Here is a 7,728-nt window from a genome sequence, read left to right on the forward strand (position 1 = left end):
ATGCAATCCCTGATCGCTCTCACAAATTCCTGCATACTTACCCGCTCCGTTTTTGGAGTGATATATAAATGTTTACTATCAATCAAAGCCAGTTCCATTGCTTTTCGATAAACTTCTCTTTATTAGCTCACTCTATGAGGTGTTTTATGAACAATACATCTATTTTGAACTCATCAATTCATTTACTACAAAAATCCTCACTTGCAATTTTAATTTCTTCCTTTTTTGCTACCGGTGCTTTTGCAGAATCCCTAACCACAATACAAAAAACCGAAACATTAGTATCATCAACTGTAAGCAATACCATCCCATCCATTTTTACTTACAGTGCTTTAACACCGTTTAGTTCTCCAGTTAATGTCACGGATACCTTCACTGCACAAAATGCTTTTCAGCTAGAGAGTGGTTCGCTAACATTTCGTTTCAAAAATTCTGAAGCCACACAATTAACTGCTTTATTAGGGGTTTCAAACTCAAAGAAAGATAATGACTACATTCTTTTCTATGTAAATCGAAAAGCCAGTGGCGATGCTTTTGGAATTGAAATTAGAAAAAATACAAATTTAATTCCAAATAACCAACTTGTTACTGCTGATATTGCAAGAAATGACAGCGAATTCACCACCGTTACTTATACCTTTGATAAATCAAATAAAAAAATCATGATTTATGTCAATGGTACCTTACAAAAAACCTATGACGGTGATACTAAATTCTTTAAAGATATTGAAGGATTAGATGCGGCTTATGTAGGGCGAACAAAACGTGCAAGCGGTACACGCGAAATGACATTTACCGGTAATGTTTATTATGCAGGGGCTGAACCAAAAGTATTAACAGCAGAAGAAGTTAAAGCAGAACACGATAAATTAACCAAAAACTATGTTCTTGAATATAATGCCTATCTTGAAAAAGAAGCGGCTAATATCAAATATGCAGAGGATAAACATAACAAACTCGGCTCTTATATGAGTACAAAAGAACCTCTATTTCAAAAAGATCAAGGAAATGCGAAAAATTACCGTATTCCGGCACTTTTAACCACCAAGGATGGCATTGTCATTGCGGCTATTGATAAACGCCATCAACATGCCGGTGACTGGGGCAATATTGATACCGCCATTCGCCGTAGTCTTGATGGTGGAAAAACATGGCAAGATGATCAAGTGATCATCGATCTTGCCAGTCAAACTTATGGTGCTGCCAACGCTGCATTTTTAATTGATCCGCTGATGCTACAAGATAAAACATCCGGACGCATTTTTATGTTAGTGGACATGTTCCCTGAAACTCAGGGCTTCTTTGGCATAAATAAAGATCATTCATCAGAAGGTACCGGCTATAAAAAAATCAAAGATAACTACTACCGTGTATTAACTGGAGCTGATGGCGCACAATATACCGTTCGAGAAAATGGTGTCGTTTATAACGAAGATCACCAACCTACTGAATATAAAGTGATTGTGGAAGGTGATGCTGCTATAGGCTTTAAGGATCTAGGCGATTTATATCGTGGTGCAGAACGATTAGGTAATGTTTTTTTACAAACAGCACAACAAGGAAGTGATGCCGCCCCGTTAAAAGTGCAGATCACCAGCTATTTATGGCTGACGCACAGTGACGATAATGGTGCAACTTGGTCAAACCCAGTCGATCTTACTCCGCAAGTAAAAGCAGATTGGATGCGTTTTCTAGGTACTGGTCCCGGGACTGGTATCCAGCTAAAAGACGGTACATTAATTATGCCTGTTTACTACACGAACAGTAATAATAAACAATCTGCTGCATTAATTATTAGCAAAGACGGCGGTAACACATGGGAGCGAGGTGAATCACCAAATGATCGTCGTTTAGCATCTACCGGTGGATCTCGTCTTCTAAATGATGATTGGAAGCAATTGACTGAATCCCAAGTTGTTGAATTAGATAATGGCGACCTTAAATTATTTTCTCGTAATTTAAGTGGACGAGTGCAAATTTCAACCAGTAAAGACAGCGGCTATACTTGGCAAAAAACGATTATCTCAGATGATATTTTACTTGATCCTTATTCTCAAATGTCAGTGATTAAATATTCGAAAAAAATTAATGGTAAAGAGTATTTAGTTTTTGCTAATCCACACTCAGCTTCTCGTTCTCGAGTGAATGGCATGGTGTGGTTAGGGGAGGTACAAGACGATGGCTCAATTAAATGGAAATATAATACAACTATTACAACAGGAAACTACGGCTATAACAGCTTAACTGAACTACCTGACGGGTCTATTGGCTTGCTCTATGAAGAAAGTTCAGAGAAAATTCAATATGTACGCTTAAATTTACAGGAAATCGTTTGGTCAGAAAATCGAATCTATCGAGATAAACGCAGCACTGAACATCTAGAAGTTAACTTAACCAGTGATCGTGCCGAAACATTTTACAAAATCGGCGATGGTGAAATGGTGAAAGTCGGCACTGGAGAAAATGCGGCTAAATTAGTCATCGAGGAAGGTACAGCAACTTTAAAACAGACCGCCGATGATAACAGCAAAGTTCAAGCCTATGCCGAAGTCACAGTAAAACAAGGCGCAACCGTCCGCTTAGCTGATGACAATCAACTCCCGTACGACAAATTAATTTTGGAAGGAGGAAGTGTCGATCTTAACGGCAATACCATTACCGTAAATAAAGCCACTTCTGACCCGCAAACCACCGGTTTATATTCAGATAACATCACCGGGCATTTTATTAACAGCACTGAACAAATGGCAACGCTGATTTATAATGCTGGCGGTCAGCACACTATCAACGGTAATCTGGGTGGCGTGGCTGAAAATAAACAGCCGAATATGAATTTGGTATATAACCCTGAAGATGAATATGCCAATCTTACGATTGATGGCATAGCCGTGCTCAATGAAATTGATGTTAAAAGTGGCAAAATTACCTACAAAGAAAATACTCAACATTTTTCTGAAACCACCAGACTTGGCGCAAATGCAACCCTTGCCTTAGAAAGCGGTACAACGGTGGTCGCCAAAGCAGTAACCTTGGCGCAAGATTCAACATTGAGTATTCATTCTGCTGCGGATAAGTTGGTTAGTTTACACTCTGAAAACCTCAGTGGCGCAGGCAATCTCAGCAAAACTGGCGCTGGGATTTTCCAACTTTCGGGCAATACTAAGTTGGACGAGGGGAATATTGAGATTAAAGAAGGTGTCTTCACACTTGATGATGCGACAATTAATGCCAAAACTTTCACGCTTGCCAACGGTGCAACATTAAGCGGCAACGGTAATATAACTTCAGCAATGACTTGGCAGGCGGGCGCAGTTATTTCCCCATATCATTCACTGACAACGTCTGAAGGCGAGCGCACTCGTACACTTCCTTTTGAGGCCAATGTCTTGAGCTTCACCGATATCATCAACCAAGGGGCAAGTGTGGTCTTGCGTGTGAATAATATCAGTGATGAGATGAAAGCCTGGCAACATGATTTCCTTAAAATTACCAACAATGTCACCAATAATAGCGATAAAGCCATTCCGGTTGCCGTTAATTTACTTGGCACAGAAAATGCGAATTCCGATATAAACGGTAATGGTTTTTACGATAATAACGAAGGGATTTCACTGATCCAAATCGGTGGCGAAGCAAAATTGGGGGTGTTTGAACTAAACAATGGTAACGTATTAAGCAATGATTTATACAGCTATACCCTCGTTGCTTTTGATAAAGGCGCTTCCTTGGCGAATGAAAATAAAGTAAATAGCGATCAAAGCAATTTCTATGATTACCGCTTGCAAACACGTTTAATTGATATGTATGGAAATCCATTATCTACCATCATGCGTAAGCCTGAGTTTTTAGCTGATTCAGCAATTTTAGAAGATGTTGAATTACCAGCAATAGGCGAAATAGGTGAAATAGAGATGGACTCTGCAATTATTGAACCGGTTGAATTACCAATTGGTGAAATAGCGATGGATTCTGCGATTATTGAGCCGGTTGAATTACCAATCGGTGAAATGGCGATGGATTCTGCGATTCATCAACCACATATCAACACCACCTTGGTGAACGACGATACAACAAATGCAGTAACTTTAAATTATAACGGTACAGAGGCTCGCACATTTGATGGGAGAATTGGTAATGCCAGCGGCAAGATCAATTTGAATGTCAACGGTGATTTAACGCTCAGTGCAAACAGCATCTTAAATGAGGTGAAGGTTGCAGATTCCAATTTAACTTATACTGCAAACGACGCTTCCGTTGCACACGCGGCGAACCATATTGGCTTAGATCAAGCCATGTTAATGCTACAAGGAAATGCAAACCTTGCTGTTGAAAACACTCTTTCCGGCGATCAAAACTCAAATCTGGTAGTTGACAGTGACAAAATGACCGCACTTTCAGCTCAAACCATTGATCTTAAAGGCAGTATTACCAAAAAAGGGCAAGGGCGGTTCTTACTCTCAGCTGAACGTTTAAGCGCAGAAAATATTATCCTTAATGCAGGTTCATTAGTGCTTTCAGCCAAAATGGAAAACGGCAAATTAATCATGAACAACGGCACACTCTTTGCTGCTGGCGAGTTAAACCATGTGGTATCAAATGCTGGTAGCACTCTCTCTACAGCAATGCCAACTGCCAAACGCTCTCGTGCACGCCGTGCGTTAACTGAATTTAACACACTGAAACTTGGTTCATTTGAGGCAAACGGTGGTTCAATTAATTTGCGTGTGAATAACGTGAGCGATAATGTGCAAGACTGGGAGCACGATCAATTATTGATTAGTGGCGATGTGACTGGTAATCCAACGACAACCGTAGATTTAACATTGCTCGGCACTGTAAATGGTTATTCGGATCAAAACAACAACGGGGCTTACGATAATAATGAAGGGATTTCATTGATTCAAGTCGGTGGCAATACCGCTCTTGGCGCATTTGAATTAGCCGATGGCAATGTGCTGAAAAATGATCTTTTCAACTATACTCTGGTTTCCTTTGATAAAGGCGCATCCTTGGCAAGTGAAAATAAAGTGAATGACAATCAAAGCAACTTCTATGATTATCGTTTGCAGACACAGTTGATTGATTCACAAGGGAATACACCTTCAACAAGAATCACTGTTGCAGCAGCAACGGCTACACCAACAACTACGGCGGTTACAGAAACAACTACTGTTACAACACCGGCAGTCGGATCACAAACTGCCGCTAGTTCATCTGCATCGAGTTCATTAGTATCTACTCCAACGACATCTGAAACCGTTACCGAAACCATAAATTATCGTGCGCAAATCAATCCATTGATTCCATCACATATTGTAGCTTCAGATTTAGCGCTTACCCATAACAATATGATTTATCAAAATTTTGAACGACATTCAGCGCCTTTGCTTGATGATGGTCAGAACATGTTTGTCGCTTATTTGAACGGCAAAACAGATTATAAGTCATCGGCTGGATTCTTAGATTACGGTTATAACGCAGAATCTCGCTACAACGGTTGGATGGTTGGCGGAAAAGTGTGGCAGTCTGAACAACAAAACCGCACTTTGCACCTTGCTGTTAACCACGGAAAATATCACACCACGCCACAAGCCGCTGACGGAGCAAGCCGTGGTGAGTACAAAACCTACGGTGCAAATATGAAATTTACGCAGCAATTTGGCGATGCTTACCTAGCACTCGATACCGGCTACCAACACCATAAAGGCGACATCAGCGCGAACAACGACAGCGCCACGCTGGTGGCAAAAGCACTGCGTATCGGTTCAGAAGTCGGCTATCGCGTTAGCTTAGGCAACATTGATTTGATTCCACGACTCAATGTACAATTGCAACGCATGAATTTAAAATCAAACAGTGATTTATTTAAGATTCAATATGACAACATCACTGCCGTCACCACAAATCTTGGTTTGAGAACACATTGGAACCTCGATAACCTCACTCTGGGCTTAGATACTTACTATCAACACAATAGCAGCAGTAAAGGCGATTTGCTGGTGCGATCTGCTATCGCAGAAAGAAGCTTTACCTCAGGTGGGTTAGGCAATTCTATTAATGTAGAAGCCGCCGCTGAATATCGGATTATGCCGAAATTCAGCCTAGGTGTTAACGTTGGTTATCAGCATAAAGTTTCTCATAATGCGACGAATAACCGAAATGTCTCAGCGAATATTAAATATACGTTCTAAGTTTTAACCACCATAACTCACCGCACTTTAACAGCCTATCAATCGTTAAAGTGCGGTTTTTCTCTATTTATAAGTCATACCATTCCCTCGCAATATGTTCTACAATAACCAAACTCATCACGTTGTTTACCACTAAACGAGGGCATTATGTATTTAGAACAAATTAAAGCAGAATTAAACGAAGCGGCTGATGTGTTGCATAACTTCATCAACGATGAAGCAAACATTCAACGGATTCAAGATGCCGCGCTGTTGTTGGCGCAGAGCTTTAAAAGCGGTGGCAAAGTGTTGTCGTGCGGTAATGGCGGTTCGCATTGCGATGCGATGCACTTTGCCGAAGAACTGACCGGGCGTTACCGCGAAAACCGTCCCGGCTATCCGGCAATTGCAATTTCCGATGTCAGCCATTTAAGCTGCGTCAGTAACGATTTCGGTTATGAATATGTATTTTCCCGTTTTGTCGAGGCGGTCGGTAACAAAGGCGATGTGTTGTTTGGACTATCGACCTCTGGTAATTCGCAAAACGTGTTAAACGCCATTGCAGCCGCCAAAGCCAAAGGCATGAAAGTAATTGCCATGACGGGTAAAGATGGCGGCAAAATGGCGGGTTTGGCCGATGTCGAGATTCGGGTACCGCACTTCCGTTATGCGGATCGCACGCAGGAAATCCATATCAAAGTCATTCATATTCTGATGATGTTAATCGAATTTGAAATGGCAAAAGCGGCTTAATTTTAAGCATAGTTGTTTTACACGAGGAGATCAGTAATGAACAATTTATTCAGTCAATTACAAAGCCGTCTGGGCGAGATGATGAAAGATGAAAACTTTTCCAAAATCGCCAAAAGTGCGGCGGTCGGCGGTTTAGCAGGTTTGATTCTGGGTAATAGCGGTGCTCGTAAAGGTGTCTTTAAAGCCGGAAGTTATGCTGCATTAGCCGGCGCTGCTTGGCTTGCTTACCAAAAATGGCTACAAAATAAAAGCGGAAGTGCGGTGCAAGATGTGCAATTCGATCCACAAGCCCAGCAAGAGGCGATTACTTACGCCAACAACACCTTATCTGATAACAAAATCATGTTGTTAACCCAGGCGATGGTGTTTGCCGCCCGTGCCGACGGTCAAATCGATGCGCAAGAAAAAGCGCAAATTCATAAAGGTCTGGAACAGTTGGGCTATGGAGAAAATGCCGATCAGCTGGTTAATCAATGGCTCAACACCCCGTTAGATCCTCAGGCCCTTGCCGAACAAGTCAATGATCCGCAGCAAGCTGCCGAAGTTTATATGGTTTCCTTGTCGGTGATTGACCCCGATCACTTTTTGGAGCAAGCTTATATGCAGCAACTGGCGCAAGCACTGAAATTACCCGCCGAGTTGAAACAACAACTGGAACTGGCGGCAAAATAATAAATTTTTAGCCTATCAAAAGGGAAGTTATGCTTCCCTTTCAGACTGCTGACAAACCCACTAATTTTTATGGATAGTGGGTTTTATTTTGGGCGTAGTGGGTCAAAATACTTTTTTAGATTAGATGAAGCCT

General features: G+C 41.4%; 3 protein-coding genes. All 3 read left to right on the top strand.

Annotated features, from left to right (window positions below; all coding sequences use genetic code 11):
- Positions 1 to 146 precede the first annotated feature (146 nt).
- Positions 147 to 6,191: an exo-alpha-sialidase gene (locus EDC16_RS09360; protein ID WP_165894232.1), complete on the top strand. Its 6,045-nt coding sequence runs from the start codon at positions 147 to 149 to the stop codon at positions 6,189 to 6,191.
- 147 nt (positions 6,192 to 6,338) lie between these two features.
- A complete protein-coding gene (gene lpcA / locus EDC16_RS09365) occupies positions 6,339 to 6,923 on the top strand; it encodes a D-sedoheptulose 7-phosphate isomerase (RefSeq protein ID WP_132967592.1) in 585 nt (194 codons plus the stop codon).
- 36 nt (positions 6,924 to 6,959) lie between these two features.
- Positions 6,960 to 7,595: a tellurite resistance TerB family protein gene (locus EDC16_RS09370; RefSeq protein ID WP_132967593.1), complete on the top strand. Its 636-nt coding sequence runs from the start codon at positions 6,960 to 6,962 to the stop codon at positions 7,593 to 7,595.
- Positions 7,596 to 7,728 lie beyond the last annotated feature (133 nt).

It is taken from the genome of Testudinibacter aquarius, from assembly GCF_004342725.1.
GTDB lineage: Bacteria > Pseudomonadota > Gammaproteobacteria > Enterobacterales > Pasteurellaceae > Chelonobacter > Chelonobacter aquarius.